Source organism: Streptomyces sp. RK9, from assembly GCF_045070545.1.
Lineage (GTDB): Bacteria > Actinomycetota > Actinomycetes > Streptomycetales > Streptomycetaceae > Streptomyces > Streptomyces alboflavus.
Genome location: NZ_CP173704.1, coordinates 2,820,680 through 2,846,737, shown reverse-complemented (window position 1 = coordinate 2,846,737; position 26,058 = coordinate 2,820,680). Strand labels below are relative to the sequence as shown.

The following is a 26,058-nucleotide window of genomic DNA, read 5'->3' as shown; positions in this document are numbered from 1 at the left end:
CCAAGGGGCAGGTGGGAAAGAGCCCTGGGCAGGGGGTCAGTGGGATGTGTAGAACGGGCGGATGTGGGTGCGGAGCCAGTCCGTGACCGGGTCCTGGGCCACGTCCAGGAGGACCAGGTTGACCGGCCAGGCCGGGGGGAACGCGGTGAGGGCGCGGGCCAGGGCCTGCATGGGGGCCTCGCGGGCGTCGCCCTCCCAGGAGGAGAGTTCCACGCCGACGAACAGGGACGGGTCCTCGCCCTCGACGCTGGCCAGGCAGCGACGGGCCGTCAGGACCACCCCGGTCGCCTGGAACTCGCGGGACGCGGCGCTCAGGAAGTCGACCGGGTCCTCCTTCCAGTCCGGCTCGAAGAGACGGACCCGGCCGCCGGTCGTCGGACCGTCCAGCTCCGTGCGCCCCACCTGGCACAGCGCCGCCACAGCGGGCGGCGGCAGCGGCACGACGACCGTGCCCTCGGGGTTCAGGACGATGCCGAGCTGCGGCTGGAGCCCGCGCGCGAACTCCACCGCGGGCGCCACCGTCCAGCTCATCCGGCCCCCCGTGACCTGCTGGAACTGCTGCTCCGACGTGAAGACGGGAACGTACGCCTGGCCGTCGATCTCCAGCGTGGGCAGGTCGAGCGTGCCCTGGTCGGGGCCACCGCCGGACGGGAGCGGGACCCAGACCCGGCCGCGGCCCAGCGTCTCGACGATGCGGGCGCCCACCGAGTCCGACGGCGGCGCCCCGAGCGACGCGGCCAGGACCCCCTCCAGCTCGTTGGCCGGCCAGCCCTCGTACGGATGCCCGTGCGGATACCCCTGGTCCGGGCCCGGCCCCGGTGCCTGTCCCGGTGCCGGAATGCCGCCCGGGTGGTCCCCCGGATAGTTCATCTGTCCTCGACCCCTGCTCTGCGCTCTGCCCTGCTCCTGTGCTGCGGGCCCGACCCTAACCGGGACCCCCGCAGCACCGCCCCCTCAGCCCCCTCAGCCCTCAGCCCTCGAACCCGATCTCCCGCAGCGCCCCCGCCGCCTCCCGGTCAAGGAGCACCGCCGAGCCGCAGCCCCGCGGCAGCTCGCCCCGCTCGGCGGCGCGGACGAGGAGGCCGACCGTCCTGCGGTGGCGCGCGAAGGCGTACCGCGAGACCCCGCGCCCGCGCTCGCGCTGCCCGTCCAGGGCGACCTCGACGGGCACGTCGAGCAGGAGGAGGTGCAGCGTGGCCCCGCGCCGGGCGGCGGCGCGGCCGAGCCACCGGCGCACCCACGGCTGCGTACCGCAGTCGTGCACGACGACGCCCGCGCCGGAGCGCAGCGCCCGGTGCAGGCCCGCGTAGTGCGCGACCCGGACCAGGGGGCGGTAGAGGGCGTACGGCAGGAGCCGGGGCATGCGGGCCGCCCACCGGTCCCGGGTGTCCTGGGAGTCCACACGCGGGCCCGCCACCGCGCGCCGCATCAGCGTGGACTTGCCGCTGCCGGGAAGCCCGGACACGACCACGACGTCGCTCGCGGCGAACACCAGGCGGCGCGGGCCGCGCCGGGCCCGGTCCCTGAGGTCGCGCACGACGGGCCGCGGGAAGTACCCGAGGCTCTCGCGCACGGGGACACCGGGCTGCGGCGGCACCACGCCGCTCCCGGGCGGCGCCGCACCCGTGGTGGTCGCATAAGCACCGCTCCTGCGCACCGTGATCGGCCTCCCCATGCTGGTCACGTCACTCATCCCCAGTACTTCTCCGTTGAGTGTAAAGAGACGGTAATGCCGCACAAGGGCATTCCGCCGTAGCCGCCGTCGTGAAGAAGTTGCTGCTGTCGTGAAGCGGGGGCGCGTGCAATGATGTGCGCGCCAACTCCATACCGGCCGCTTGAATCCGCGCGGGAGAGTTCCCGGAGACGTGACCGCACCTCGATGCGGACGTCGTCCCGGGGCGCCGAAGGAGCAAGTTCCTCCCTTGAATCTCTCAGGCCCCGTACCGCGCGGGCGAGGCACATCTGAAAAGCGGGTCGATCCCCGGTCACAGGGGCGGCTCCACCCAAGGTGCAAGTCATGACCCGTCATACGCACGGGACGTGGTGAACCTCTCAGGTTCGATGACAGATGGGGAGGATCGACCTCGCCCGTCATGCCCCGGGAGCCAGTACTGATGAGCAATACCCCACGCCACACCGCCCTGGACGCCCTGCATCGCGACCTCGGTGCGACCATGACCGACTTCGCGGGCTGGGACATGCCGCTGCGGTACGCCAGCGAGCGCGACGAGCACAACGCCGTCCGCACCCGCGCCGGCCTCTTCGACCTCTCCCACATGGGCGAGATCACGGTCTTCGGCCCCGCGGCGGTGGACCTGCTCAACCACGCCCTGGTCGGCAACATCGGCTCCGTCGGCGTCGGCCGCGCCCGCTACACCATGATCTGTCAGGCCGACGGCGGCATCCTGGACGACCTGATCGTCTACCGGCTCCAGGACCAGGAGTACATGGTCGTCGCCAACGCCGGGAACGCCCAGGTCGTGCTGGACGCGCTGACCGCGCGCGCCGACGGGTTCGACGCCGTGGTCCGCGACGACCGCGACGCCTACGCCCTCATCGCCGTCCAGGGCCCGGAGTCCCCCGGCATCCTGAAGGCGGTCACGGACGCCGACCTCGACGGCCTGAAGTACTACGCGGGCCTGCCCGGCACCGTCGCGGGCGTCCCCGCCCTGATCGCCCGCACCGGCTACACCGGCGAGGACGGCTTCGAGCTGTTCGTGGCCCCCGAGCACGCCGAGCAGCTGTGGCGGGCGCTCACCGAGGCCGGTGCCCCGGTGGGCCTGGTCCCCTGCGGCCTGTCCTGCCGCGACACGCTGCGCCTGGAGGCGGGCATGCCGCTGTACGGGCACGAGCTGACGACGGCCCTGACGCCGTTCGACGCCGGTCTGGGGAGGGTCGTCAAGTTTGACAAGACGACCCACGCGGACGACTTCGTGGGCGTCGAGGCGCTCCGCGCGGCCGCCGAGCGCGCCGAGTCCGCTCCCCCGCGCAAGCTGGTCGGCCTGATCGCCGAGGGCCGCCGGGTCCCGCGCGCGGGCATGTCCGTGGTCGTCGGCGGCGAGGTCGTCGGCGAGGTCACCTCCGGCGCGCCGTCCCCGACCCTCGGCAAGCCCATCGCGATGGCGTACGTCGACGCGGCGCACGCCGCCCCCGGCACGGCGGGCGTGGGCGTGGACATCCGCGGCACGCACGAGCCGTACGAAGTCGTCGCGCTGCCGTTCTACAAGCGCCAGAAGTAGCCCGGCGGCGACGGCCCACGCCCGGTCCGCGGACGCCTCCGCGTCCCGTCGGCCCCGGTGGCGGCACGCGCCCGTCTCAGTCCGTAAGACCCACGTTCCTCAGCACTCGCCCGCGTACAGGAGAATTCAGGCCATGAGCAACCCCCAGCAGCTGCGTTACAGCAAGGAGCACGAGTGGCTGTCGGCCACCGAGGACGGTGTGGCGACGATCGGCATCACCGAGTTCGCGGCCAACGCGCTCGGTGACGTCGTCTACGCCGACCTCCCGGCCGCAGGCACCACGGTCACCGCGGGCGAGACCTGCGGCGAGCTGGAGTCGACCAAGTCGGTCAGCGACCTCTACTCGCCGGTCACCGGCGAGGTCGTCGAGGCCAACCAGGACGTCGTGGACGACCCGTCCCTGGTGAACTCGGCCCCCTTCGAGGGTGGCTGGCTGTTCAAGGTGCGCGTCGCGGAGGAGCCGGGCGACCTGCTCTCCGCGGACGAGTACACCGCGTTCTCCGGCAGCTGACCACGGCGTAAGGACTGATCTTCCGATGTCGCTTATGAACACCCCTCTCCACGAGCTCGACCCGGACGTCGCCGCCGCCGTCGACGCCGAGCTCGTCCGCCAGCAGTCCACCCTGGAAATGATCGCCTCGGAGAACTTCGCTCCGGTCGCCGTCATGGAGGCCCAGGGCACCGTCCTCACCAACAAGTACGCCGAGGGCTACCCCGGCCGCCGCTACTACGGCGGCTGCGAGCACGTGGACGTGACCGAGCAGATCGCCATCGACCGGGTCAAGGACCTGTTCGGCGCCGAGTACGCCAACGTCCAGCCGCACTCCGGCGCCTCCGCCAACCAGGCCGCCCTCTTCGCGATCGCCCAGCCCGGCGACACGATCCTCGGCCTCGACCTGGCGCACGGCGGGCACCTCACCCACGGCATGCGCCTGAACTTCTCCGGCAAGCAGTTCAACGTGGTCGCCTACCACGTGGACGCGGCCGGTCTGGTCGACATGGCCGAGGTCGAGCGCCTGGCCAAGGAGAACAACCCGAAGGTGATCATCGCGGGCTGGTCCGCCTACCCGCGGCAGCTGGACTTCGCCGAGTTCCGCCGCATCGCCGACGAGGTCGGCGCGAAGCTGTGGGTCGACATGGCGCACTTCGCCGGGCTCGTCGCCGCGGGCCTGCACCCCAACCCGGTGCCGTACGCGGACGTGGTCACCTCCACCACGCACAAGACGCTCGGCGGCCCGCGCGGCGGCATCATCCTGGCCCGCAACAAGGACTTCGCGAAGAAGCTGAACTCCGCGGTCTTCCCCGGCTTCCAGGGCGGCCCCCTGGAGCACGTGATCGCCGCGAAGGCCGTCTCCTTCAAGGTCGCCGCCTCGGACGACTTCAAGGAGCGACAGCAGCGCACCCTGGACGGCGCCCGCATCCTGGCCGAGCGCCTGGTGAGGGACGACGTCAAGGCCGTCGGCGTGGACGTCCTGTCCGGCGGCACGGACGTGCACCTGGTCCTGGTCGACCTCCGCAACAGCGAGCTGGACGGGCAGCAGGCCGAGGACCGCCTCCACGAGGTCGGCATCACGGTCAACCGCAACGCCATCCCGAACGACCCGCGGCCCCCGATGGTCACCTCCGGCCTGCGGATCGGCACCCCTGCCCTGGCCACCCGCGGCTTCCAGGACGAGGACTTCCGCGAGGTCGCGGACGTCATCGCCGAGACCCTGAAGCCCGACTTCGACGCCGAGGCCCTCAAGGCCCGGGTGTCCGCTCTGGCCGCGAAGCACCCGCTGTACCCCGGCCTGAAGTAGTTTCGTACGCTTTAGTTGGTACGGACTTCCGGGGCACCGCGCACACTGGACATGAGGACAGTGCGCGCGGTGCCCCGCACCACGTGCCCACCAGCACGGCAAGCTGCCCCCGCACCACCCGGCGGACAACGGCGTCTACCACCCATCATTGGAGTTCCACCGTGGCCATCTCGGTCTTCGACCTGTTCTCGATCGGCATCGGCCCGTCCAGCTCCCACACGGTCGGCCCGATGCGCGCGGCGCGCATGTTCGCCCGCCGCCTGAAGAACGAGGGCCTGCTGGCCCACACCGTCTCGATACGGGCGGAGCTGTACGGCTCCCTCGGTGCCACCGGCCACGGCCACGGCACCCCCAAGGCCGTCCTGCTCGGCCTGGAGGGCGAGTCCCCGCGCACCGTGAACGTGGAGTCGGCGGACGACCGCGTCGAGGAGATCAAGTCCACGGGCCGCCTGAACGTCCTCGGCATGCACGACATCGCCTTCGACTTCGACGCCGACCTGATCCTGCACCGCCGCAAGGCCCTGCCGTACCACGCGAACGGCATGACCGTCTTCGCGTACGACACCGACGGCGCCCTCGTCCTGGAGAAGACGTACTACTCGGTGGGCGGCGGCTTCGTCGTCGACGAGGACGCAGTGGCCGGGGAGAACCCGATCGTCCCGGACGACACCGTCCTGAAGTACCCCTTCCGCACCGGCGACGAGCTCCTGCGCCTCTCCTCCGAGACGGGCCTGTCCATCTCCGCCCTGATGCTGGAGAACGAGAAGGCCTGGCGCACCGAGGACGAGATCCGCTCCGGCCTCCTCGACATCTGGCGCGTCATGCAGGCCTGCGTGTCCCGCGGCATGTCCCGCGAGGGCATCCTGCCCGGCGGCCTGAAGGTCCGCCGCCGCGCCGCGAACTCGGCCCGGCAGCTGCGCGCCGAGGGCGACCCGCAGGCCCGCGCCATGGAGTGGATCACGCTGTACGCGATGGCGGTGAACGAGGAGAACGCCGCGGGCGGCCGCGTGGTCACCGCCCCGACGAACGGCGCCGCCGGGATCATCCCCGCCGTCCTGCACTACTACATGAACTTCGTGCCCGGCGCCGACGACGAGGGCGTCGTCCGCTTCCTGCTCGCCGCGGGCGCCATCGGCATGCTCTTCAAGGAGAACGCCTCCATCTCCGGCGCCGAGGTCGGCTGCCAGGGCGAGGTCGGCTCCGCCTGCTCGATGGCAGCAGGCGCCCTCGCCGAGGTCCTCGGCGGCTCCCCGGAGCAGGTCGAGAACGCCGCCGAGATCGGCATGGAGCACAACCTCGGCCTGACCTGCGACCCGGTCGGCGGGCTCGTCCAGATCCCGTGCATCGAGCGCAACGGCATGGCCGCCGTGAAGGCCGTGACCGCCGCGAAGATGGCGATGCGCGGCGACGGCAGCCACAAGGTGTCCCTCGACAAGGTCATCAAGACCATGAAGGAGACCGGCGCCGACATGAGCGTGAAGTACAAGGAGACGGCGCGCGGCGGGCTCGCCGTGAACATCATCGAGTGCTGAGGCCCACCGCGCGGCCGCCGCTAGTTGCGCGCGATCAGTGACTCCACCAGGCCGGCGCGGGTGTTGGGATAGTCCATCGGGACGATCCCGAGCCCGCGCCAGGTCCGTCCCTCCGCGCTCTCCAGGAGGGTGTGCGTCCTCGGGTTGAGGTCGTCGGAGTTCCAGCGCGGCGGGATCGCGGCGGCCGTGCTGACGAAGTTGATGTACTGCTTGCCGGGCTGGGCCGCGGCCTTCCTGAAGTGCGCCTCGATCTTCGGGAACTTGGCGGCGGGCACCGCGTTGTAGTCGTCCTGGATGTCGAAGACGCCGCCGTCGCCCCAGCGGATGCCGCCGGGCAGACCACCGTTGTCGGCGATGAGGACGACCTTCCCGCGGACCTCGCCGAGGCGCGGCCAGGCGTCGCCGATGTGGAACAGGGAGCGCCAGCCGCGCCGGTCGAGGTAGTCGTCGAAGATCGCCCGGAAGGCGGCGTCGTTCGCCTCCGAGTACTCCTGCTTGACGCGCATCAGCACGGTCTCGCTCGGCTGCCCGCGCAGAAAGTCCCGGCAGGCGCCGAGCACGTCGTCGAAATTCAGGTTCTGGTAGAACGCGCCGTGGTGGATGGTGAAGGACCCCTCGAAGGCCCGGCACCTGATGTCCAGGAAGCGTATGCCGGAGCCCAGTTGCTGCCCCAGCGTGGTGTTCTGGCACTCCACCCACCAGCCGCCGAAGCGGGCACCCGAGTCGTGCGTCCCGGGAATCGTGAGGCGCTGCAGCGGAGTTCCCGCGTCGATCCCGGCCATCCAGTTCTGCACGCCGAGCGCGCGCGTGCGGGTCCTCGCGGAGGCGGGGGCGGTGAGGAGGGCGGTGGCGGCGGTGGCCGTGACGCCGGTGAGGAAGGCGCGGCGGGTCAGGGGCATGTGGGGTCCCGTATCCGTGAGTGGGGGGTGGTGGTGGACGCGCGTGCCCGTACTCCATACACGCACGGAGGCAAGGAACGCCAGTACGAGGGTGGAACCCGCCCCTCACGGGGAACGGTCAAGTAACAGTCAACCTCTGACCGTTCACCCGTCAGACCTGAAACCAACCACCCGTCACGCGCCGGACCCTGCCACCCCACGGCCCCGGCGCCGGACCCACTCCCCCCACCGCTGGAGGCCCCATGCTGCGCGGCATCGACGTCAGCTCCCACCAGTCGTCCTTCTCCACCGACGGCCTCGCCTTCGTCATCATCAAGGCGACAGAGGGCCGCTCCTACATCAACCCCCGCCTCACCGCCCAGACAAAACTCGCCCGCGACGGCGGCTGCGTCGTCGGCTTCTACCACTTCCTCTGGCCGGGCAACATCACGGCCCAGGCCGAGTACTTCGTGAGCAAGGCACCCGAGAAGGCCGGGGACTTCCTGGCCGTCGACTGGGAGTGGACGGGCGACCACACGGCCGCCACAAACGCGGAGAAGGACCGTTTCATCCGCGAGGTGAAACGCCTGCGCCCGAACCATCGGGTGATGCTCTACTGCAATCGCGACTTTTGGCTCAATAGGGACACAACGTCCTATGCGGGCGACGGCCTCTGGATCGCCGACTACGTGACGGCGGGCAAACCCCGCATCCAGGCCAAGTGGCGCATCCACCAGTACACGTCGACGCCGCTGGACAAGAACGTGGCGGACTTCGCGAGCGAGGACGCGATGCGGGACTGGGCCACGCCGTAGCCCGGCTCCCCGCCCTTAGGGCCGCACCACGATCTTGCCGATGTGGGTGTTCGTCTCCATCAGGCGGTGGGCGTCCGGCATCCGGTCGAGGCCGTCGAAGGTCTGGGCGATCTGGGGGCGCAGGGTGCCGTCCCGTAGGCCCGAGTTGAGGTAGGCGGAGGCGCGGCGGCGGGCGTCGGGGGTGTCGGTGACGAGGGCGTTGTTGTAGCCGTGGACGGTGACGGGCCAGGTCATGGGGACGGTGGCGGGGCGGCCGTCGAGCCAGCCGTAGAGGATGTACGTGGCGTCCTCGGCCGCGGCTTCGCCGAGGGTCCGGAAGGCGGGGCCGCCGATCGCGTCCAGGACGATGTCGGCGCCTCGGCCTTCGGTGAGGCGTTTCGTCTCCTTCGCCACGTCTTCCGTGTCGGTGACTATGACGTGTTCCGCTCCCAGGTCGAGGAGTTGCCGGTGCTTGTCCTCGGTGCGGGTGGTGGCGATGGGGGTCGCGCCCGCGCGGCGTGCGACCTGGAGGGCCGCCGTGCCGACCCCGCTGGACGCGCCGGTGATCAGGACGTGGTCGCCCGGGCGCATGCCCGCGCGCAGGTGCAGGGCGCCGTAGGCGGTGGTGTACGTGAGCCAGACGGCGGCGGCCGTGACCGCGTCGACGTCGGCGGGGCGCCGGGCGACCGCGTGCTGCGGCAGCACGACGCGGTTCGCGTACACGCCGTGGGCGCTCAGCTCGAAGTTGCCGGTGGTGAGGACGGTGTCGCCGGGTGCGAACGCCGTCACGTCCGCGCCCACCGCCTCGATGACGCCCGCGGCCTCGTAGCCGTTGCGGGAGGCGGGCAGGGTGGGCGGGTAGTAGTAGGTGCCGGAGCGGAGGAGGGCCTCGGCGCGGTTGAGGCCGATCGCCTCGACGCGGATGAGGACGTCGTCCGGGCCCGGGGCGGGGAGTTCGACCTCGCGCACCTTCAGGACCTCGGGTCCGCCGATCTCGTCAAAGAGCACTGTCTGAGCGGTAGTTGCGGTAGTTGCAGTCGTTGATGTGTGCGGTGTCGCTTGCTTCGTCGTCATGGTGGACACGCTATGCAGCGGCTGCGAGACGTTCCATGCTCGCTTGTCTTGGTTTTCTGTCTGTACGTCTCGCTGCTCTGCGTGCGCGCTACGGTTCGGACATGGACGTACTCAGTGACGCGATCGCCGCCATGCGGCTCGGGCGGCCGCACTCCGCGATCTGGGACAAGTACGCGCCGTGGGGCGCGCGGTTCGGGGAGTACAGCGGGGCCGGGTTCCATGTGCTGCTGCGGGGGTCGGCCTGGCTGGTGCCGGGGCGGGAGGGTGCGGAGCCGATCGCGCTGGCGCCGGGGGACATCGTGTTCATCGCGCACGGCAGCGGGCACGCCCTGATGAGCGAGCCGGGGGCGCCCCTCGACCGGTTCGATCTTGAGCCGGACGGGTCCTGGCCGAAGCCGCCCGCGCGGTCGGCGGACGGGGAGTCGGGCGAGCCGCCCGCCGCGGTGCTCCTCTGCGGCGCGTACCACCTGGACCGCGTCCGCGCCCACCCGCTCCTGTCCGAGCTGCCCGAGGTGGTCCACCTGCCCGCCCGCGTCGGCGCCCACGGCTCGCTGCGCGGGGTCGTGGAGCTCCTGGGCGCCGAGCTGGACGACCCGAAGCCGGGCTCGGACACGATCGTCTCGTCGCTGCTCGACACACTCCTTGCGTACATCCTGCGGGCCTGGTGGCTGGGTGAGCGGCACGGCACCGGGCATCCGACGGGCTGGGCGGCGGCGCTCGCCGACCCGGCGGTGGCGGCGGCGCTGCGGGCCGTGCACGCCGACCCGGCGCACCCGTGGACGGTGGCGGACCTCGGCGCGCTCGGCGGGCTCTCCCGGGCGCCGTTCGCCCGCAGGTTCGCGGCGACGGTGGGGGCGCCGCCGCTCGCGTACCTGACGTGGTGGCGGATGACGACGGCGGGCCGCCTTCTGCACCAGGAGGACACGCCCCTACGCGTGATCGCGGAACGCTGCGGCTACGCCTCGGAGTTCGCGTTCGCCAAGGCGTTCAAGCGGCAGTTCGGGGTGACGCCGGGGCAGTACCGCAAGGCCGCGTAGTCCGCGTAGCCCCCGTAGTCCGCGTAGCCCGCGTGCGCCGGTCCCTCACGGGGCGACGGGCAGCTGCCGCTTGTGGTCGGTGAGGCGGTAGCGGCGGACGATGGTGTCGAAGGCGCGCGCGTCCACCGGCTTGCCCTCCAGGAAGTCGTCGACGTCGTCGTACGTGACGCCGAGGGCGTCCTCGTCGGCCTTGCCGGGGTCGAGGGTCTCCAGGTCGGCCGTGGGGGTCTTCCACACCAGCTCGGCGGGGGCGCCGAGGGCGTCGGCGACGGCGCGCACCCGGCGCTTGGTGAGGCCGGTGAGCGGGACCAGGTCGGCGGCGCCGTCGCCGAACTTGGTGAAGAAGCCGGAGACGGCCTCGGCGGCGTGGTCGGTGCCGACGACCAGGCCGTCGTGCGCCCCGGCGACCGCGTACTGGGCGATCATGCGCTGCCGGGCCTTGATGTTGCCGTGCACGAAGTCCTGGTGGTGGGCGTCGCGGAAGCGCACCCCGGCGGCCAGCGAGGCCTCCAGGGCGGCGTCGCTCGCGGGCTTGATGTCGACGGTGAGGACGTCGTCGGCCTGGATGAAGGAGAGCGCGAGCTGCGCGTCGTGCTCGTCGGCCTGGACGCCGTAGGGAAGGCGCATCGCGTGGAAGCGGGCCTCGTGCCCGGCGGCGCGGGCCCGCTCGACGGCGAGCTGGCAGAGCCGTCCGGTGGTGGTGGAGTCGACTCCGCCGCTGATGCCGAGCACCAGGGAGCGCAGCCCGGTGGCGGTCAGCCGCTCGGCGAGGAACGCCACCCGGCGCTCGATCTCGCGCTCGGCCTCGAAGACCTCGGCCACCTGGAGTTCCCGGGCGATCTCCTGCTGCAGGGCGACGGCCGCCGACTCGCTCACGTCTGGCTCCTTGTTCCGGTTCACGATGTGCCGTCCACCCTACCGAGCCCTACCGAGAGGGCTTCCCGGGCAGTACGGAGGTCACGTAGGCGGCGGCCTCGGCGAGCAGCGCCTGGTCGTACGGGGCGTCCTTCGCGGCCTTGCTCGTCATGATCGCGAGGAGCACGGGCGGCGCGGACCTCGGGGGCCAGAGGACGGCGATGTCGTTGAGGGTGCCGTGGTCGCCGGTGCCGGTCTTGTCGGCGATGGTCCAGTCGCGGGGCAGTCCGGCCTTGATGCGCTCGGCGCCGGTGGCGTTGCGCTTGAGGAGGTCGAGGAGGAAGGTGCGCTTGCGGCCCGGGAGGGCGTCGCCGATGACGATCTTCCGGTACGTGCCGCCGAAGGCGCGGGGCGAGCTGGTGTCGCGGGGGTCGCCGGGGGTGGCCTGGGTGATCGCGGGTTCGACGCGGTCCATGCGGGTGACCTTGTCGCCGAGGCCGCGGGCGTAGGCGGTCAGGCGGTCGGGGCCGCCGAGGTCGCGGAGCAGCAGGTTCCCCGCGGTGCCGTCGCTGTAGCGGATGGCGGCGTCGCACAGCTGCCGGATGGTCATGCCGTCGTCGACGTGGCGCGAGGTGACCGGCGCGTGCTTCATGAGGTCGGCTCTGCTGTACGTGACGCGCTGGTCGAGGTGGGACAGCGGGTTGCCGTCGAGGACGGCGGCCGCGGCGAGGGCCTTGAAGGCCGAGCAGAAGGCGAAGCGCTCGTCGGCGCGGTGGGCGAGGGTGGCGCCGGTGGCGGTGTCGAGGGCGTAGACGCCGAGGCGGGCGTCGAACTCCCGCTCCAGGTCGGCGAATCGGCGGCGGTGGCGGCGGGCGCCCGGGGCGGGGGACGCCGACGGGGCATCGGATGGGGCATCGGCCGGGGATTCGGTCGGGCCCACGTGCGTGCCGCGTGGGTGCCTGACCGGGTCCTCGTCCGTGGAGCACGCGGCCAGCGGGACGAGCGCCGCCGCCCCCAGGAGTCCGCGGCGCGTCAGGGCCGAGCGCGGCGACGTCATGACCATCCCCCGTCAGGCTTTGCGAACACAACGAGCTGAGGCGAACGATACCTCCGGCCCCGCCCCGCCCGGTGTCCGCCCGGCCCCCTCAGCCCCGGCCGTCCTCGCCGCCGATCCCCGTCAACTTCCCGAAGGTGGCCCGCAGTTCGGCGAGCGCCACCCGCTCCGCCACCTCCGGGTCCCCCGCCTCGACCGCCCGGACCAGCGCCTCGTGGGCCTCGTCGCCGTGGTCCGACTCCGCGCGGTGGATGTCGATGAGGTCGAGCAGGGCGATCAGGCCCTCGCGCAGGGCGGGCACGAACTCGCCGAACAGGTCGGTGAGGACGGGGTTGTGCGCGGCGGCGACGACGGACGCGTGCAGGGCGATGTCGGCGTCGATGAAGGCGGCGTCGGCGGCGGGGGCCGCGGCCCTGCGGGCGGTGAGCGCGGCGTGCATGGCCCGGATGTCGGCGGGGGTGCGGCGGGTGGCCGCGAGCCGGGCCGCCTGCACCTCGACCAGCATCCGCACCTCGTACACGTCGCCGATCTTCGCCCTGCGCAGCCGGGTCGGCCAGTCCTCGGCGGGTGCCGTGGCGATGACGAAGACCCCGGCGCCCTGCCGCGCCTGGACGAGCCCGGCCCCGGCGAGCGCGCGCAGGGCCTCGCGGACCGTGGAGCGGCCGACGCCCAGTTCCCCGGCGAGGGTCGTCTCACCGGGGAGCTTGCTGCCGACCGGCCAGTGGCCGGTGGTGATCTGTTCGCGCAGCCGCTCCGTGGCCTGTTCGACGAGGGGGCTGGGGCGGAGGGAGCCGAGCGGCATGCGGGGGTCACCTGTCTGTCTGCGGCGTCGGGAACGCACGCCTGGTCCGTCTGTTGTCGGCCTGCGGGCGTCAGGAGCGTACGCCGAGTGTACTTGTCTGAGGAGTACTTGTCTGAGGATCTGAGGTGTGTTTAGGGTGCTCCGCATGATCTGGAACCCGCAGCGCCCCGGACCGATGCCCTTCCACCGCTACCGCTCCCACGAGGACCGCGTCACCGTCCTCGCCCCCGACCGCGGCTGGCCGTCGGCGCGGATCGAGAGCGCCCCGCTGTGGGTCCCCGTCGACCTGCGCGACGGCAACCAGGCGCTCGCCGAGCCGATGGACACCGCGCGCAAGCACCGCTTCTTCGAGCTGCTCGTGTCGATGGGCTTCAAGGAGATCGAGGTCGGCTATCCGTCGGCGAGCCGCGCGGACTTCGACTTCGTGCGCCACCTCGTCGAGCGGGTGCGCGCGGGCGCCGTACCCGACGACGTCACGCCGGTCGTCTTCACCCCGGCGCGGACCGACCTGATCGACCGCACCTTCGCGTCGATCGACGGGCTGCCGCGCGCGGTGGTCCACCTGTACGTCCCGACCTCGCCGGTGTGGCGCGACGTCGTCCTCGGCCGGGGCCGCACCGCCGTGCGCGCCACCGTCACGGAGGCCGCCGCCCACATGGCCCGCCTCGCCGACGCCCGCCCCGACGCGCACACCCGCTTCCAGTTCGCCCCGGAGACCTTCAACCTCACCGAGCCCGACTTCGCCCTCGAACTGTGCGACGGGCTCACGGAGTTGTGGGACGCGAGCCCGGACCGCCCGGTGACGCACAACCTCCCGGCGACCGTGGAGATCGCCACGCCCAACGTGTACGCCGACCAGATCGAGTACATGCACCGGAACCTGGCCCGCCGCGACTCCGTCATCCTGTCCGTGCATCCGCACAACGACCGCGGCACCGGCGTCGCCTGCGCCGAACTCGCGGTGCTCGCGGGCGCGCAGCGCGTCGAGGGCTGTCTGTTCGGCAACGGCGAGCGCACGGGCAACGTCGACCTGGTGACGCTGGCCCTGAACCTGTACGCGCAGGGCGTCGACCCGATGCTCGACCTCTCCGACATCGACACGGTCCGCGAGACCGTCGAGCACTGCAACCGCCTCCCGGTGCACCCCCGCCACCCGTACGCGGGCGACCTCGTCCACACCGCGTTCTCCGGCACCCACCAGGACGCCATCGCCAAGGGCCTCGCCCACCACGCCAAGCAGGCCGCCGACCTCGGCGTCGAGCCGCGCGACGCGCCCTGGAGCGTGCCGTACCTGCCGATCGACCCGGCCGACATCGGGCGTTCGTACGAGGCCGTGATCCGCGTCAACTCCCAGTCGGGCAAGGGCGGCACGGCGTATCTGCTGCGCACGCACCACGGCCTCGACCTGCCCGCGGGGCTGCGCCGCGACTTCTCCCGGGCGGTGCAGGAGGCGACCGACGACAGCGGCGGCGAGGCGAGCCCCGACGAGCTGTACGCGCTGTTCCGCACGGCGTATCTGGCGCCGGGGCGGCCGGACTTCGAGGGCGCGGTGTCCGTGCTCTCCTGGGCGACGGACACCGCCGCGGACGGCGCCCACCGCTGCGTCTGCACGCTCCGGGCCGGGGGCGGGACGGGGGACTTCGAGGGCTACGGCAACGGCCCGCTGTCGGCGTTCGTGGACGCGCTGTCCGCCGCCGGGGTCGCGGTGGACGTCCTGGACTACAGCGAGCACGCCCTCACGTCGGGCGGGGCGAGCGAGGCGGTGGCGTACGCGCGGTGCCGGGTCGGCGGGGCCGAGGGGCCTGAGGGGCCTGAGGGGCCTAAGGGGACGGACGTCTGGGGCGTGGGCGTGGACACCTCGCTCCTGGCCGCGTCGGTGCAGGCGGTGGTGTCGGCGGTGAACCGGGCGGGGGCCAGGGGATGACGACCTCCGTCACCCGCACGCCTACTGCCGACCCGGCCACCCCCTCCCCCGTCCTCCACGCCGACTCCGTCTCCGTCGTCCGCGACGGCCGCCGCATCCTCGACGACGTCTCCCTCACCGTCCGCCCCGGCGAGCACTGGGCGCTGCTCGGCGCCAACGGGGCGGGCAAGTCCACCCTGCTCGGCCTGCTGGGCGCGCTCGGCCACCCCACGCACGGCGCGGTGACGGTCCTCGGACGCCGGCTCGGCACCGTCGACCTGCGCGAACTGCGCACGTACCTGGGCCATGTGAACCCCCGCCACCCCCTGCGCTCGCCCCTGTCCGTCCGCGACGTCGTCCTGACCGGCCTCACCAACAGCGTGGCCCGCGTGCCGCACCGGACGCCGACGGCGGCGCAGCGGGACCGGGCCGAGCTCCTGATCGCGACCATGGGCCTGACCGCCCGCGCGGACGCGCCCTGGCCGACGCTCTCGCAGGGGGAGCGCGGCCGGACCCTCGTCGCCCGCGCCCTGCTGCCCGACCCCCGCCTGCTGCTCCTCGACGAGCCCGCGACCGGCCTGGACCTGCCGGGCCGCGAACAGCTCCTGGAGAGCCTCGACGCGCTGCGCGGCGCGCGTCCCGGCCTGGCCACGGTCCTGGTGACCCACCACCTGGAGGAGCTGCCCGCGGGGACCACGCACGCGCTGCTGCTTCGCGCGGGCCGCGCCGTGGCCGCGGGCGCCGCCGCCGACGTCCTCACCACGGAACGGGTCAGCGCGTGCTTCGCGCACCCGGTGCGGGTGGAGCGGCGCGACGGCCGCTGGAGCGCGCGGGCCGGGGCGCGGGGCTGAGGCGGGACGTGCGAAGGGGCCGCACCCCGGACACCGGGTGCGGCCCCTTCAGGGCGCGGGGCGGCCGTGCCGCACGCGCTACTTGTTCAGGCTCGCCCAGAACTCGTCGAAGGACAGCAGCTTGTCGCCGTTCGCGTCCTTGGACTTGATGATGGCCTCGGCGACCGACTCGGTGACGTTCCAGTCCCCCATCTGCGCCATGGCCTGCTTGTACTCCGCGGCCGTGATGAATCCGTCGCCGTCCGCGTCGAACCGCTCGAACTGCTTGCGTGCCTCTTCGATGTCCGCCACCGGGTCCGCCCCTTCGTTCCGCACTACTGCGTTCTGCATTACTGACGGAGGTCAGGGTAACGGCCGGTCCGGGTGGCGACTGCAAGGAGTACGGCCATGGCCAGCGCACTGATGGTGATCATTCAGTCGCGCGCCGGGATTCTTGCGACATCGCGCGTTGTTCCGGCCGCGCCGCACGGCGACCTTTGAGGAGCGCCCCCGCCTCGACCGTGGCGGGGGCCTCTTCATGGAGGAGTGACGTCGTGGCCGGGTACTTCGAACCGTTGAGCATGGGCAAGCTGGAGCTGCCGAACCGTCTGGTGATGGCGCCGATGACGCGCAGTCGCGCGGACGAGCGGGGCGTGCCGTCACGGCTGACCGCCGAGTACTACGCACAGCGCGCGTCGGCGGGCCTGATCATCACCGAGGCGACGCAGGTCAACGAGCTGGGGCAGGGCTACATCCTGACGCCGGGCCTGCACACCGACGAGCAGGTCGAGGCGTGGCGCGTGGTGACGGACGCCGTGCGCGCCGCGGACGGCCGGATGTTCGCCCAGCTCGTGCACTGCGGGCGGATCGGGCACCCGAGCCTGTACGCGGACGGCGTGCTCCCGGTCGGGCCGTCCCCGATCGCGTCCGGCGAGCAGCTGTTCACCGCCGACGGCATGCTCGACCATCCGACGCCGCGCGAGATGACCGTCGACGACATCCGCGCGACGGTCGGGGACTTCGTCACGGCCGCGCGCAACGCGGTGGCGGCGGGCTTCGACGGTGTCGAGCTGCACGCCGCCAACGGGTTCCTGCTCCACCAGTTCCTCGCCGACGGCGCGAACACGCGGACCGACGCGTACGGCGGCTCGATCGAGAACCGCATCCGGCTCACCGCCGAGGTGGTCGCGGCAGTCGCCGACGCGATCGGTCCGGAGCGGGTCGGGGTGCGGGTCTCGCCCGGCATCACCTACAACGGGATCAGCGAGAGCGACACCGCCGAGCTGTACGTCGCCCTCGTGCGCGCGCTCGCGCCGACCCCGCTCGCGTATCTGCACGTCCTGGAGATCCTCACCCGCGACGTCACGCGGCTGATCCGCGCCGAGTGGCCCGGCCTGCTGATCCTGTGCGCGCACCCGGACGCCGAGTCCTTCCCCAGTACGCCGGAGATCGGCGCCGAGGCCCTGCGCGACGGCCTCGCCGACGCCGTCGCGCTCGCCGAGATGTGGCTCGCCAACCCCGACCTGCCCGCCCGCGTCCGGGCCGAAGGGCCGTACAACACGGCCGACAAGGCCACCTTCTACGGCGGTGACGAGCGCGGTTACACCGACTACCCGACGCTCGACGCGCACCGCTGACCCCACCTTTCCCGTCCCACCCGCGCACCATCCCGCGCACAACACAAGGAGAAGTCATGGATCTGCAACTCAAGGGCAAGACCGCCGTGGTGACCGCCGCCAGTGGTGGCATCGGGGGCGCGGTCGTGCGCACGCTGGTCGCCGAGGGCGTCAAGGTGCTCGGCGCGGACCGCACGGTCTCGGACGAGCTGAAGGCCACGGGGGCCGTGACCGTGGAGGCGGACCTCCTCACCCCCGAAGGCGTCGAGGAGCTGCGGCGGGTCGCCGAGAGAGAACTGGGCCAGGTCGACCTGCTGGTCAACGGCGTCGGCGGTCTGGCGGGCCTGGACCTGGGGCCGCTGCCGGACCTGGACGACGCCACCTGGCAGCGGGCGTTCGAGCTGAACTTCTTCGGGTCCGTGCGCATCACCCGTGCGCTGGTGCCGCTGCTGCGCGAGTCCGTGGTCAACGTCTCCACCAGCGTGGCGCACTGGCCCGCGTCGGGCCCGCACTGGTACGGGACGTCCAAGTCCGCGCTGACCGCCTTCGGCAAGGGGCTCGCCGACGAGCTGGGGCCGCGCGGGATCCGGGTCAACACCGTCTCGCCCGCCCTGATCCGCACCCCGCTGTGGGACGAGTACGGCCCGCGCGTGAGCCAGGCCCGTGGCGCGGACTTCCAGCAGGTCATGACCGACCTGCCCGACCAGATCAACGTCACCCTGGGGCGCTGGGGAACCCCGCAGGAGGTCGCCAACGTGATCGTCTTCCTCGGCTCGCCCGCCGCCTCGTACGTCACCGGCAGCGACTACGTCATCGACGGCGGGCTCCTGAAGGTCCTCTGAGTCACGTGAGTCACGCGCCGCCCGGGACGGGAGTCGTGCCGGGCGGCGCCAGCGGGGGCGCGATCTCCAGGACGATGTCGGCGAAGGCCCGCACCCGCTTGTCGGCGTCGTCGCGGGTCCGCCACACCAGGCCCTGCTCGACCGGCGGCATGTCGGGGGCCGGCAGGAAGCGGAGGTCCGGCCGCTGGTACAGCAGCGGCAGTTGCGCGTCGCCGGGCACGACGGCCCGCCCCGCCGCGACCAGGGCCAGGGCCTCGGCATAGGTGGCGCAGGGATCGGCGTGCCTCGCGATCGGCTGCCCGCCGGGCGTCCGCCGGGGCATGTGGAAGTCGATCCACTCGGCGGGGACCGTCCCGTCCACGGAGACGAAGGTCTCGCCCGCCAGGTCCTCGAACCACACCGCCTCGCGCTCCGCGAGGCGGTGGTGCGCGGCCACGGCCATGTATCTGGTGCTGTGCGTGACCACCGCGCCGACCTTCAGGTCCGGCTCGTCCATGGGCAGCGTGATCAGCAGCAGATCGGCGGTGCCGTCGCGCAACTGCGCCACGTGGTGGTGCAGTTGGGTCTCGACGATGCGTACGGCGCACGCCGGGTTCCGCAGCTCGAACACCTCACGGGCGGCCCCCACCCAGCGTCCGCTCTGGCTGCCCATGAACCCGACGGTGAGCGTGCCGGTGATGCCGCGCCCGGCGAGCTCCACGCGGTCGAGCGCCCGCCTGATGCCCTCGTACAGCGGCTGCAGTTCGTCGCGGAGCCCTTCGCCGACGTCGGTCAGCGCGACGCGTCTGCTGGTGCGCGCGAACAGCATCACGCCGAGGCGTCGCTCGGTCTTCTTGATCGTCTGGGTCACCAGGGCGGGCGACACGTGCAGCCGGGCGGCGGTGCGGCCGAAGTGCAGCTCCTCCGCGAGCGTCAGGAATATCTCCATCTCGGCGCGTTCCATCATCCGACTGATCCCCCCTTGATCACACAGCCGATGTACACGATTCTGCCGCATCGTTCACACTTCCTGAACGACGGCTGCCCCCCCCGGTGGCCGGTCAGCGGAAGATGCCGGTGTGCCCCAGTGAGTAGCGGCCCGGCTGCGGATACACGGCCAGGCCGTGCGGGCCGCCGCCGACGGGGATGCGGGCGAGCTGGACGCCGGTGCGGGTGTCGATGGCGTACACCTCGGAGTCGTAGCGCCCGGACAGCCACAGGACCTTGCCGTCCGCGGAGACGCCGCCCATGTCGGGGCTGCCGCCGTCGGGCAGGTGCCACTTCTTGGTGAGCTTGTTCCGGGTGAAGTCGAAGACCGACACCGAGCCCTCGCCGCGGTTGGAGACGTACATCTCACGCGAGTCCCGGCTGACGTACAGGCCGTGGCAGCCCTTTCCGGTGGGCAGCAGCTCGGGCTTGGAGAAGGTGTCGCCGTCCAGGACCCACATGCCGTCGGCCATCATGTCGGCGACGTAGAACTTCTTGCCGTCCGGGGAGACCTTGACGTCCTGCGGCATGGCGCCCTTGAAGGGCAGCTTCTGCTGGCCGACGACCTTCATCTTCTCGGTGTCGACCTTGAGGAGTTCGCCGGAGAACTCGCAGGACACGATGAAGTAGCGGCCGTCGAGGGAGAAGTCGGCGTGGTTGACGCCGTAGCAGCTCACCGGTTCGGTCTTGACGCGCTTCATGGTGTGCGGGTCGCGGAAGACCAGCTCGCGGTCGAGGGACGCCATGACGACGGCGTACTTGCCGTGGGGGGTGAAGTAGAGGTTGTAGGGGTCGTGCACCTCCACGGGCTTGCCCGCCTTGCCGGACTTGGGGTCGATGGGTGTGAGCGTGTGGCCGCGGTTGTTGTTGACCCAGAGCGTCTTCATGTCCCAGGACGGCACGACGTGCTGCGGCTGGACGCCGACCTTGATCGTGTCGATCACTTCGTACGTCTTGGGGTCGATGACGGAGACGGTGTTGGAGTTGGTGTTGGGGACGTAGACGCGCGAGGGGAAGTCCTTGACCACCGGGGAGAGCTTGTTCGGGCGGTCGGCGGCGTAGACGTCCTTGGGGTCGAGGACGGGCGGCATGCCGGGCAGGCCCTGGACCGCCTTCGGCTTGGCGGGCTCGGGCACGGCCTTGGTGGACAGGGCCTTGTTCTGCCGGTCGGCCTGCTCGGTGCCGCAGCCGGCGAGGGCGGCGGCGACGGCGGTCCCGGCGGCGAGCAGCACGGCGGTCCGCCGGGTCAGCGTCAGGGGCAGCGGGGTGCGGGTGCGGGTTCGAGTGCGGGTCATCAGGTCAGCAGCTCCGTGGTCGTGACCGCGCGCAGGCCGCGGCGGTGGAGTTCGTCGAGAACGGCGGGGAGCGCGGCGACCGTGTCCGCGTACCCGAAGTGCAGGCTCACCACGGAGCCCGCGCGGACCTCGGCGGCGACGGTACGGGTGACGGCCGCGGCGCCGGGCGAGGTGAAGTCCAGGGAGTCGACGTCGTACGACAGGACGTGCGGGTAACCGGCGCGGCGCGCGAGGCGGGCGACGAGCGGGCTCGCCCGCTGGGCGCGCGAGGGCCGGAACCAGTTGCCGATGCCGCCGGTGAGCCGCCGCAGCCGGTCGGCGCACCCGGTGATCTCCGCGTACGCCGCCTGCTCGGGCAGCGCGTTGATGTCCCGGTGGTTCAGGGTGTGGTTGCCGAGGTCGTGGCCGCCGTCGAGGATGCGGCGTGCCATCTTCGGGTGGGCGTCGAGCCAGGTGCCGACGGCGAGCACGGTCACGCGGGCGCCCGCGCGTTCGGCCTCGGCGAGCAGGGCGCGGGCGGTCCTGGGGTCGCCCTGGCCGTGGAAGGTGAGGGCGACCTCGGGGCGGCCGCGGGGGCTGTGGGCGATCTGGACGGGCAGGCCGGGGAAGCCGCGGGGGCCGGGGGCGGGGTCGCGGTGGGGGGATCCGGTGGACCGGGGCTTGTCGCGGTGCCCCGTCGTGGAGCAGCCGGCGGTGAGGGCGCCCGCGAGGGCCAGGCCCACCGATGTACGCAGCACTCGGCGGCGGTCGGTCCCGTCTGCACGCTCAGTCACGGGGACCATTTAATGGGGACTGGTGGCGAAAGCTGCTGATTGACCCGGTTCGGGACTTTTGCGGGTCGCTGGCCTGGACCAGGAGGACCCCTTGAACCCTTCCCATCGACTCACACAGCCGCCGTTTAGCCATCGTTTACAAGGCGAGTGCTCTATCTCACCAAGGATTCACCTTTAAACTGTCACGCTCTGACCCGGTATGACCGGCTTGTGACTTTTGGATCGATGGCGGCCGTCTGCCATAGTCGGGGACGAGCGACTCTCCTTGACCCGAGCTATGTCGTCTTCGCGGCCGTGGACACACCCCCTCGTTCACGGTCCCGCTCGAAGGCCCCCGACAGCGCCGCACCCACGGCCCCGGGGGCTTTCGCGTACGCGCTAGCGCTCGGTGATCCGCATCTCGAACCAGGTCGTCTTGCCCCGCGGCAGCAGATCCACGCCCCAGCGGTCCGCGAGCTTGTCGACGAGGAAGAGGCCCCGGCCGCTGATGTCGAGCTCGTGGACGGGCATCAGGCACGGCAGTCCGCGCGAGGGGTCGCGCACCTCGACCCGGATCCAGCCGCGCCGCCGCAGCGTGCGCAGCCCGAAGGCGCGGGCACCGGTGTGCCGCACGGCGTTGCCGACGAGCTCGGACACCAGGAGCACGACGTCCTCGGTGAGCTTCGGCGTCAGGCCCCAGTGCCGCAGGACGACCACCTGCGCGAGGCGGCGGGCAATGGCCGCGGACTCCGGGCGGGAGGGCAGCGAGACCTCGGCGTCGGTCGGGTTGCCGAACAACTCCAGTGCCTTCAGCGCGTGTTCGTCCTCCACCGCCGGAGACCAGCGCGCCGCGGTCGCACCTGTGCGCCGCCGCTGCTGTTCGAAACCCTCCTGCCCCGCCATGCCCCCCATCATGGCCGCACCGCGACCGCATTGGGGCCGTTCCGACGGAATAAGCCCCCCGGAAGCTTCCGTTCCGGGGGGCCGTCCAGGCATATGCCTACGGCAGTTCAGCCTCTGCCGCACCCCCTCTCACCTGCGATGACTTCTTGCTCACAAGTGATCACGGAGCGCCCGCAAGGGCCCTGACTTAAGGTTGTCTTAAGGCTGCCATAATCCGCCCCTTCGGGGGACACTTTGGCTGACGGACCTTCAACTGGCCTGACTTCAGCGGAACTTCGCCTTGCCGGGACCGTCCTCCACGAAGCTGCGCATGCCCCGTTCGCGGTCCTCGGTGGCGAACAGGCCCGCGAACCACGTGCGTTCGATGGCGAGACCGGTGTCGATGTCCGCCTCAAGACCCGCGTCCACGCTCTCCTTGGCGGCCCGCAGCGCGAACGCCGGACCCTGGGCGAGCTTCGCGGCCCACGCGTGCGCCTGCTCGTACACCTCGGCGGCGGGCACGACCCGGTCCACCAGGCCGATGGTCAGCGCCTCGTCGGCCTTGACCATGCGGCCGGTGAAGATGAGGTCCTTGGCCTTGGCCGGGCCGACGAGCCGCGGCAGCCGCTGGGTGCCGCCGGCGCCCGGGATCAGGCCGAGCAGGATCTCGGGCTGGCCCAGCTTGGCGTCGTCGGCGGCGATGCGGAAGTCGGCGCACAGCGCCAGTTCGCAGCCGCCGCCGAGGGCGTAGCCGGTGACGGCGGCCACGACCGGCTTGGGGATGCGGGCGATGGCGGTGAAGGAGTCCTGCAGGGCCCGGGACCGCACGATCATCGCCGCGTGGTCCATGTCCTGCATCTCCTTGATGTCCGCGCCCGCCGCGAACACCTTCTCGCCGCCGTAGAGGACGACGGCCCGGACGTCGTCGCGGGCGGTCGCCTCCGCCGCGAGGTCCTTCAGGCGGTCCTGGAGCGCGATGTCCAGGGCGTTCATCGGGGGGCGGTCGAGGCGGATCGTGCCGACGCCCTCGGCGACTTCGAGATGCACAGTTGTCATGCGGGGCACGTTAGCCGTGCCCCGCACGCGGCGTGCGGAAGGGGGCGGGACCCGTCGGCGACGACAGGTCCCGCCCCCTTCCGGGACGGGCCGGGCGAAGGACTAGGCCTTCCACTTCTCCCAGGACATGTTCCAGCCGCTGTAGCCGTTCTCCGGGGCGATGATCTTGTCGTTCGAGTTCTTCACCACGACGACGTCACCGACCATCGAGTGGTTGAAGAACCAGGCGGACGGCACCTTCTTGTCGTAGCCGCCGCGCACGTCGCGCAGGCCGATGCAGCCGTGCGAGGCGTTGTAGTTGCCGAACGCGCCGCCGCCCCAGTAGTTGCCGTGGATGAACGTGCCGGACGTGGACAGGCGCTGGGCGTGCGGCACGTCCTTGATGTCGTACTCGCCGCCGTAGCCGACGGTCTCGCCGTTCATGCGGGTCACCTTGAGGCGCTCGCTGATGACCATCTGGCCGTTCCACGTCTCGTAGCCGGGCTTGCCGGTGGTGACGGGGATCTTCCTGAGGACCTTGCCGTCGCGCACGACGGTCATCTTCTTGGTCTTCACGTCGACGGTGGAGACCTGGCTGCGGCCGATCTCGAAGGTGATCGTCTTGGCCTGCTTGCCGTAGACCCCGGGGCGGCCCTCGACGCCGTCGAGGTTCATCTTCACGGTGACCTTGGTACCGGGCTTCCAGTACTTCTCCGGGCGGAAGTCCAGGCGGTCGTTGCCGAACCAGTGGCCCTCGACGGGCACCGAAGGCTCGGTCTTGATCTCGATGGCCTTCTCGACCGCGTCCGGCGACGTGATGCCGCGCGAGAAGTTCACCGAGAACGGCATCCCGACGCCGACCTTGGTGCCGTCCTCCGGGTTGAACTGGCCGACGAAGGTGTTCTTCGGCACGAGGGTCGTGAACGCCGAGTCCTTGGCGGACGTGCGGCCCTCGGAGTCCTTGGCGATCGCGTGGACCTTGTACTTGGTCCCGGCGGCGAGGTGCCGCTCGGGCGTCCACTTCGCGCCACCGGCGACGATCCTGCCGGGGACGGTCTTGCCCTTGGGGTCCTTGACCGTCACCTCCGACAGCTTGCCCTTGGCCGCGGATATCCTCAGCGCCCCGCTGGTGGCGACGGCGTCCGCGCCGTCCTTGGGAGCGATGGTGACGACGGCCTGCGAGGGCTTGTTGTCGTCCGCCTTGCCCTTGCCGCCGTCCCCGTCGCCGGAGTCGGAACCGCCGCCGCACGCGGTGACGAGCAGCAGCGTCGCCCCGGACGCCGCCGCGAACAGTGTGTTGGCGCCCCGCCGCCGCCCGCGCTTTCGCGCGTGGGCCGACGCCCCCGATATCGGTCGCCCGTTCAAGATTTTCTCCCCTCGCACGGCCCGATCAGGCCCGCACTCCAGTGCCCCGCGCGGTGGTCGAGAATGAGCCGACTCGCGCACTGCGCTAGATAACCACAGGCCCCGAAGCGATGACTCCCCGCCAATGTCACCGTTCCGTTCCAACTGCGTTCACGGTGCGGACCTGTGGCCGTCAGGGGCGGCCCGAGCGGGGCCTCTTGTCGCCCTTCTTCCCATCTGCGGCTTTCTTTCCCGTCTTCCACTCCTCCCAGTCCATGTTCCAGCCGCCGAGTCCGTTGTCGGGAGCGACCTTCTTGTCGTTGCTGTTGACGACCTCGACGACGTCCCCGATGAGGCTGCGGTCGAAGAACCAGCCCGCGGGCGTCCGCGAACTGCCGCCCTTCACGTCGCGCAGGCCCACACAGCCATGGCTGACGTTGGTGTTGCCGGGCGCGTGCGGCGCCCAGTAGTTGCCGTGCAGGAAGGTGCCCGAGGTGGTCAGGCGCATCGCGTGCGGCACGTCCGGGATGTCGTACTCGCCGCCGAAGCCGACGGTGCGGCTGTTCATGCGGGTCACCTCGAGCATCTCGGTGACGACCATCTTGCCGTTGTACGTCGTGGTCTTCGGGGCGCCCGCGGTGATCGGGACCGTGGAGAGCAGCTCGCCGTCGCGGCGCACCTCCATGGTGTGCGCGGCGGCGTCGACCAGGCTGACCTGGCTGCGGCCGACGGTGAAGGAGAACGTCTTGTCCTGCAGGCCGTAGACGCCGGGCGCGGCCCTCACGTCGCGCAGGTCCAGGTCCACGGTGACCTTCGTGCCGGGCTTCCAGTACCTCTCGGGGCGGAAGTCGAGGCGCGTGGCGCCGAACCAGTGCGGCCGGATCTCCACGGCCGGCTCCGCGGTGACGCGGACGGCGCGCTGGACGGCCTTCTTGTTCGCGACCTCGCGGTTGAACTCCAGGGAGACGATCATGCCGGTGCCGACCGTGGCGCGGTGCTCCGGCGTGACGTACCCGATGAAGCGCTCGTCGGGGACGAACGTCTTGAAGGTGGTGTGCCGCGCGGTGCGCCGCCCGTGGCCGTCGAGGGCGACCGCGTCCACCGTGTACTCGGCGGCGAGCGCGAGCGGTCCGTCGTCCACCGGGCGCCACGTCGTGCGGTCCGCGCCGATGCGCCCGGGCACCTCGGCCTCCTGCGCGTCCTGGGACCGCACCACCCGCACGGACTCCAGGCGCCCGTCCGGCACCCGCACCTCGAGGCGCTCCCCGGCGCGCACGTCCTTGTCGCCGTCGCCCGGCGTGACCCTGATCGCGTCGGCGGGCCGCGGCGGCTTGCCCAGCGCCCCGTCGAGCCCGGAGCCGGAGCAGCCCGTGGCCCCGACTGCCAGTCCTGCCCATGCCACCGCTGCGGCCAGCGCGGCCCCTGCGCGCCGAGCGCGCCTCGTTGCCTGTCTCACGTGGGTCCCAACGACCGTGCCCGCCCGGGGAAACGTGAGTGCGACGCACCGGCTGGGCAGAACAGACAGCAAG

The 26,058-nt window shown here is 71.8% G+C and carries 25 protein-coding genes and 1 riboswitch; of the genes, 10 read left to right on the top strand and 15 right to left on the bottom strand.

What is annotated here, in order from left to right; genetic code table 11:
- Nucleotides 1–36 precede the first annotated feature (36 nt).
- Nucleotides 37–870 carry an enhanced serine sensitivity protein SseB gene (locus AB6L24_RS32905; protein ID WP_405661439.1) on the bottom strand — a complete coding sequence of 278 codons (834 nt, stop codon included), beginning with the start codon at nucleotides 868–870 and terminating at the stop codon, nucleotides 37–39.
- Nucleotides 871–970: 100 nt separating this feature from the next.
- Nucleotides 971–1,693, bottom strand: coding sequence for an AAA family ATPase (locus AB6L24_RS32900; RefSeq protein WP_405661437.1), 723 nt, complete (start codon nucleotides 1,691–1,693; stop codon nucleotides 971–973).
- Nucleotides 1,694–1,836: 143 nt separating this feature from the next.
- Nucleotides 1,837–1,956: riboswitch (glycine riboswitch) on the top strand.
- Between the two features lie 158 nt (nucleotides 1,957–2,114).
- Between AB6L24_RS32900 and gcvT the strand changes: the two genes are divergently transcribed.
- The 4 genes from gcvT to AB6L24_RS32880 all read left to right on the top strand — a co-directional run bounded on the left by gcvT (nucleotide 2,115) and on the right by AB6L24_RS32880 (nucleotide 6,570).
- Nucleotides 2,115–3,239 carry a glycine cleavage system aminomethyltransferase GcvT gene (gene gcvT, locus AB6L24_RS32895; RefSeq protein WP_405661435.1) on the top strand — a complete coding sequence of 375 codons (1,125 nt, stop codon included), beginning with the start codon at nucleotides 2,115–2,117 and terminating at the stop codon, nucleotides 3,237–3,239.
- 133 nt (nucleotides 3,240–3,372) lie between these two features.
- Nucleotides 3,373–3,750 (top strand): glycine cleavage system protein GcvH, encoded by a 378-nt coding sequence (gcvH, locus tag AB6L24_RS32890; RefSeq protein WP_405661433.1) that lies wholly within the window; start codon nucleotides 3,373–3,375, stop codon nucleotides 3,748–3,750.
- 25 nt (nucleotides 3,751–3,775) lie between these two features.
- On the top strand, nucleotides 3,776–5,038 hold the full coding sequence (gene glyA / locus AB6L24_RS32885) for a serine hydroxymethyltransferase (protein ID WP_405661431.1): 1,263 nt from the start codon (nucleotides 3,776–3,778) through the stop codon (nucleotides 5,036–5,038).
- Between the two features lie 161 nt (nucleotides 5,039–5,199).
- Nucleotides 5,200–6,570: an L-serine ammonia-lyase gene (locus tag AB6L24_RS32880; RefSeq protein ID WP_405661428.1), complete on the top strand. Its 1,371-nt coding sequence runs from the start codon at nucleotides 5,200–5,202 to the stop codon at nucleotides 6,568–6,570.
- 20 nt (nucleotides 6,571–6,590) lie between these two features.
- Here the strand turns inward: AB6L24_RS32880 and AB6L24_RS32875 are convergent, their stop codons facing one another.
- Nucleotides 6,591–7,469, bottom strand: coding sequence for a phosphatidylinositol-specific phospholipase C (locus tag AB6L24_RS32875; RefSeq protein ID WP_405661425.1), 879 nt, complete (start codon nucleotides 7,467–7,469; stop codon nucleotides 6,591–6,593).
- A 242-nt stretch (nucleotides 7,470–7,711) separates the two neighbouring features.
- On the opposite strand from AB6L24_RS32875, the gene AB6L24_RS32870 reads away from it, so the two are divergent.
- Nucleotides 7,712–8,263, top strand: a complete 552-nt coding sequence (locus AB6L24_RS32870; RefSeq protein ID WP_405661422.1) for a glycoside hydrolase family 25 protein — start codon at nucleotides 7,712–7,714, stop codon at nucleotides 8,261–8,263.
- Between the two features lie 15 nt (nucleotides 8,264–8,278).
- Here AB6L24_RS32870 and AB6L24_RS32865 read toward each other — a convergent pair whose 3' ends face one another.
- Nucleotides 8,279–9,316, bottom strand: a complete 1,038-nt coding sequence (locus AB6L24_RS32865) for a zinc-dependent alcohol dehydrogenase family protein (protein WP_405661420.1) — start codon at nucleotides 9,314–9,316, stop codon at nucleotides 8,279–8,281.
- A 101-nt stretch (nucleotides 9,317–9,417) separates the two neighbouring features.
- On the opposite strand from AB6L24_RS32865, the gene AB6L24_RS32860 reads away from it, so the two are divergent.
- Nucleotides 9,418–10,353: an AraC family transcriptional regulator gene (locus tag AB6L24_RS32860; protein WP_405661418.1), complete on the top strand. Its 936-nt coding sequence runs from the start codon at nucleotides 9,418–9,420 to the stop codon at nucleotides 10,351–10,353.
- Nucleotides 10,354–10,398: 45 nt separating this feature from the next.
- Here AB6L24_RS32860 and nadE read toward each other — a convergent pair whose 3' ends face one another.
- From nadE to AB6L24_RS32845, 3 genes are all read right to left on the bottom strand, one after another.
- Nucleotides 10,399–11,229, bottom strand: a complete 831-nt coding sequence (nadE, locus tag AB6L24_RS32855; protein WP_405661416.1) for an ammonia-dependent NAD(+) synthetase — start codon at nucleotides 11,227–11,229, stop codon at nucleotides 10,399–10,401.
- Between the two features lie 49 nt (nucleotides 11,230–11,278).
- Nucleotides 11,279–12,265, bottom strand: a complete 987-nt coding sequence (bla, locus tag AB6L24_RS32850; RefSeq protein WP_405661413.1) for a class A beta-lactamase — start codon at nucleotides 12,263–12,265, stop codon at nucleotides 11,279–11,281.
- An 88-nt stretch (nucleotides 12,266–12,353) separates the two neighbouring features.
- Nucleotides 12,354–13,064, bottom strand: a complete 711-nt coding sequence (locus tag AB6L24_RS32845) for a FadR/GntR family transcriptional regulator (RefSeq protein WP_405661411.1) — start codon at nucleotides 13,062–13,064, stop codon at nucleotides 12,354–12,356.
- 145 nt (nucleotides 13,065–13,209) lie between these two features.
- Between AB6L24_RS32845 and leuA the strand changes: the two genes are divergently transcribed.
- Together leuA and AB6L24_RS32835 are read left to right on the top strand one after the other, a co-directional pair.
- Nucleotides 13,210–14,988 carry a 2-isopropylmalate synthase gene (leuA, locus tag AB6L24_RS32840; RefSeq protein ID WP_405661409.1) on the top strand — a complete coding sequence of 593 codons (1,779 nt, stop codon included), beginning with the start codon at nucleotides 13,210–13,212 and terminating at the stop codon, nucleotides 14,986–14,988.
- Nucleotides 14,985–15,818 (top strand): ABC transporter ATP-binding protein, encoded by an 834-nt coding sequence (locus tag AB6L24_RS32835; protein ID WP_405661407.1) that lies wholly within the window; start codon nucleotides 14,985–14,987, stop codon nucleotides 15,816–15,818. The genes leuA and AB6L24_RS32835 overlap by 4 nt, the downstream gene beginning before the upstream one ends.
- A gap of 78 nt (nucleotides 15,819–15,896) precedes the next feature.
- On the opposite strand, the gene AB6L24_RS32830 is transcribed toward AB6L24_RS32835, so the two are convergent.
- A complete protein-coding gene (locus AB6L24_RS32830) occupies nucleotides 15,897–16,109 on the bottom strand; it encodes an EF-hand domain-containing protein (RefSeq protein ID WP_030358919.1) in 213 nt (70 codons plus the stop codon).
- 242 nt (nucleotides 16,110–16,351) lie between these two features.
- Between AB6L24_RS32830 and AB6L24_RS32825 the strand changes: the two genes are divergently transcribed.
- A complete protein-coding gene (locus AB6L24_RS32825; protein ID WP_405661405.1) occupies nucleotides 16,352–17,434 on the top strand; it encodes an alkene reductase in 1,083 nt (360 codons plus the stop codon).
- A 56-nt stretch (nucleotides 17,435–17,490) separates the two neighbouring features.
- Nucleotides 17,491–18,255: an SDR family NAD(P)-dependent oxidoreductase gene (locus AB6L24_RS32820; RefSeq protein ID WP_405661402.1), complete on the top strand. Its 765-nt coding sequence runs from the start codon at nucleotides 17,491–17,493 to the stop codon at nucleotides 18,253–18,255.
- A gap of 10 nt (nucleotides 18,256–18,265) precedes the next feature.
- On the opposite strand, the gene AB6L24_RS32815 is transcribed toward AB6L24_RS32820, so the two are convergent.
- From AB6L24_RS32815 to AB6L24_RS32785, 7 genes are all read right to left on the bottom strand, one after another.
- Nucleotides 18,266–19,201 carry a LysR family transcriptional regulator gene (locus AB6L24_RS32815; protein WP_405661400.1) on the bottom strand — a complete coding sequence of 312 codons (936 nt, stop codon included), beginning with the start codon at nucleotides 19,199–19,201 and terminating at the stop codon, nucleotides 18,266–18,268.
- A gap of 94 nt (nucleotides 19,202–19,295) precedes the next feature.
- The gene (locus AB6L24_RS32810) at nucleotides 19,296–20,516 is read right to left on the bottom strand and encodes a hypothetical protein (protein ID WP_380831913.1); all 1,221 of its coding nucleotides are present in this window, start codon (nucleotides 20,514–20,516) and stop codon (nucleotides 19,296–19,298) included.
- A complete protein-coding gene (locus tag AB6L24_RS32805; protein WP_405661397.1) occupies nucleotides 20,516–21,298 on the bottom strand; it encodes a polysaccharide deacetylase family protein in 783 nt (260 codons plus the stop codon). Before AB6L24_RS32805 ends, AB6L24_RS32810 begins: the two co-directional genes overlap by 1 nt.
- Before the next feature lie 369 nt (nucleotides 21,299–21,667).
- Nucleotides 21,668–22,171, bottom strand: a complete 504-nt coding sequence (locus tag AB6L24_RS32800; RefSeq protein WP_405661394.1) for an ATP-binding protein — start codon at nucleotides 22,169–22,171, stop codon at nucleotides 21,668–21,670.
- 264 nt (nucleotides 22,172–22,435) lie between these two features.
- Entirely contained in the window at nucleotides 22,436–23,206 is a 771-nt protein-coding gene (locus AB6L24_RS32795) for an enoyl-CoA hydratase/isomerase family protein (RefSeq protein ID WP_405661391.1), read from the bottom strand.
- A 102-nt stretch (nucleotides 23,207–23,308) separates the two neighbouring features.
- Nucleotides 23,309–24,550: an Ig-like domain-containing protein gene (locus AB6L24_RS32790; RefSeq protein WP_405661389.1), complete on the bottom strand. Its 1,242-nt coding sequence runs from the start codon at nucleotides 24,548–24,550 to the stop codon at nucleotides 23,309–23,311.
- Between the two features lie 172 nt (nucleotides 24,551–24,722).
- Nucleotides 24,723–25,985, bottom strand: a complete 1,263-nt coding sequence (locus AB6L24_RS32785; RefSeq protein ID WP_405661387.1) for an Ig-like domain-containing protein — start codon at nucleotides 25,983–25,985, stop codon at nucleotides 24,723–24,725.
- Nucleotides 25,986–26,058 lie beyond the last annotated feature (73 nt).

What these genes read in the sequence shown, in the direction of transcription:
- AB6L24_RS32905 (WP_405661439.1), bottom strand. Translation starts at nt 870, where the DNA reads ATGAACTATCCGGGGGACCACCCGGGCGGCATTCCGGCACCGGGACAG.
- AB6L24_RS32900 (WP_405661437.1), bottom strand. Translation starts at nt 1,693, where the DNA reads ATGAGTGACGTGACCAGCATGGGGAGGCCGATCACGGTGCGCAGGAGC.
- gcvT (WP_405661435.1), top strand. Translation starts at nt 2,115, where the DNA reads ATGAGCAATACCCCACGCCACACCGCCCTGGACGCCCTGCATCGCGAC.
- gcvH (WP_405661433.1), top strand. Translation starts at nt 3,373, where the DNA reads ATGAGCAACCCCCAGCAGCTGCGTTACAGCAAGGAGCACGAGTGGCTG.
- glyA (WP_405661431.1), top strand. Translation starts at nt 3,776, where the DNA reads ATGTCGCTTATGAACACCCCTCTCCACGAGCTCGACCCGGACGTCGCC.
- AB6L24_RS32875 (WP_405661425.1), bottom strand. Translation starts at nt 7,469, where the DNA reads ATGCCCCTGACCCGCCGCGCCTTCCTCACCGGCGTCACGGCCACCGCC.
- AB6L24_RS32870 (WP_405661422.1), top strand. Translation starts at nt 7,712, where the DNA reads ATGCTGCGCGGCATCGACGTCAGCTCCCACCAGTCGTCCTTCTCCACC.
- AB6L24_RS32865 (WP_405661420.1), bottom strand. Translation starts at nt 9,316, where the DNA reads ATGACGACGAAGCAAGCGACACCGCACACATCAACGACTGCAACTACC.
- AB6L24_RS32860 (WP_405661418.1), top strand. Translation starts at nt 9,418, where the DNA reads ATGGACGTACTCAGTGACGCGATCGCCGCCATGCGGCTCGGGCGGCCG.
- bla (WP_405661413.1), bottom strand. Translation starts at nt 12,265, where the DNA reads ATGACGTCGCCGCGCTCGGCCCTGACGCGCCGCGGACTCCTGGGGGCG.
- AB6L24_RS32845 (WP_405661411.1), bottom strand. Translation starts at nt 13,064, where the DNA reads ATGCCGCTCGGCTCCCTCCGCCCCAGCCCCCTCGTCGAACAGGCCACG.
- leuA (WP_405661409.1), top strand. Translation starts at nt 13,210, where the DNA reads ATGATCTGGAACCCGCAGCGCCCCGGACCGATGCCCTTCCACCGCTAC.
- AB6L24_RS32835 (WP_405661407.1), top strand. Translation starts at nt 14,985, where the DNA reads ATGACGACCTCCGTCACCCGCACGCCTACTGCCGACCCGGCCACCCCC.
- AB6L24_RS32820 (WP_405661402.1), top strand. Translation starts at nt 17,491, where the DNA reads ATGGATCTGCAACTCAAGGGCAAGACCGCCGTGGTGACCGCCGCCAGT.
- AB6L24_RS32815 (WP_405661400.1), bottom strand. Translation starts at nt 19,201, where the DNA reads ATGATGGAACGCGCCGAGATGGAGATATTCCTGACGCTCGCGGAGGAG.
- AB6L24_RS32810 (WP_380831913.1), bottom strand. Translation starts at nt 20,516, where the DNA reads ATGACCCGCACTCGAACCCGCACCCGCACCCCGCTGCCCCTGACGCTG.
- AB6L24_RS32805 (WP_405661397.1), bottom strand. Translation starts at nt 21,298, where the DNA reads ATGGTCCCCGTGACTGAGCGTGCAGACGGGACCGACCGCCGCCGAGTG.
- AB6L24_RS32800 (WP_405661394.1), bottom strand. Translation starts at nt 22,171, where the DNA reads ATGGCGGGGCAGGAGGGTTTCGAACAGCAGCGGCGGCGCACAGGTGCG.
- AB6L24_RS32795 (WP_405661391.1), bottom strand. Translation starts at nt 23,206, where the DNA reads ATGACAACTGTGCATCTCGAAGTCGCCGAGGGCGTCGGCACGATCCGC.